General features: G+C 71.3%; 1 protein-coding gene. It reads left to right on the top strand.

What is annotated here, in order from left to right:
• Positions 1 to 24: 24 nt before the first annotated feature.
• Positions 25 to 435 (top strand): winged helix-turn-helix domain-containing protein (locus EN824_RS33540; RefSeq protein WP_135933166.1); only part of this gene is annotated, 411 nt, incomplete at its 3' end.

The following is a 435-nucleotide window of genomic DNA, read 5'->3' as shown; positions in this document are numbered from 1 at the left end:
CGCGCCTACGGGTGGGCGTAACCCATGCGCCCGCACCCCAAACCCCAACCCTTCCCACTCGACACGCTCACCGTGAACCGCGCCAACCCCGAGCATCTCTCGCGCCAGCTCTATCACGGCCTCGTCGCCATCATCCGCAGCCGCGCGCTGCCGCCGGGCTCCGAACTGCCCTCCACCCGCGCGCTGGCCGCCGAGCTCGGCCTTGGCCGCAACACCATCGTCGCTGCCTACGACCAGCTCGTCACCGAAGGCTATCTCGCCAACCGCCAGGGCGCCCGCCCGGTCATCGTCGACCTACCCGAAGGCCCTCGCGAGACATTCGCCGAAGCCCCGCCCGTGCCGCTGCGGTCACCCTCGCTGCGCGGCCAGCAGCTGCTCAGCCAGCCCTACCATCACGGCAGACCTGGGCATGTCGCCTTCCACCCCGGCATGCCG

It is taken from the genome of Mesorhizobium sp. M8A.F.Ca.ET.181.01.1.1, from assembly GCF_004792025.1.
Lineage (GTDB): Bacteria > Pseudomonadota > Alphaproteobacteria > Rhizobiales > Rhizobiaceae > Mesorhizobium.
The sequence above is the reverse complement of the archived record's forward strand: the minus strand, read 5'-3'. Positions and strand labels throughout refer to the sequence as shown.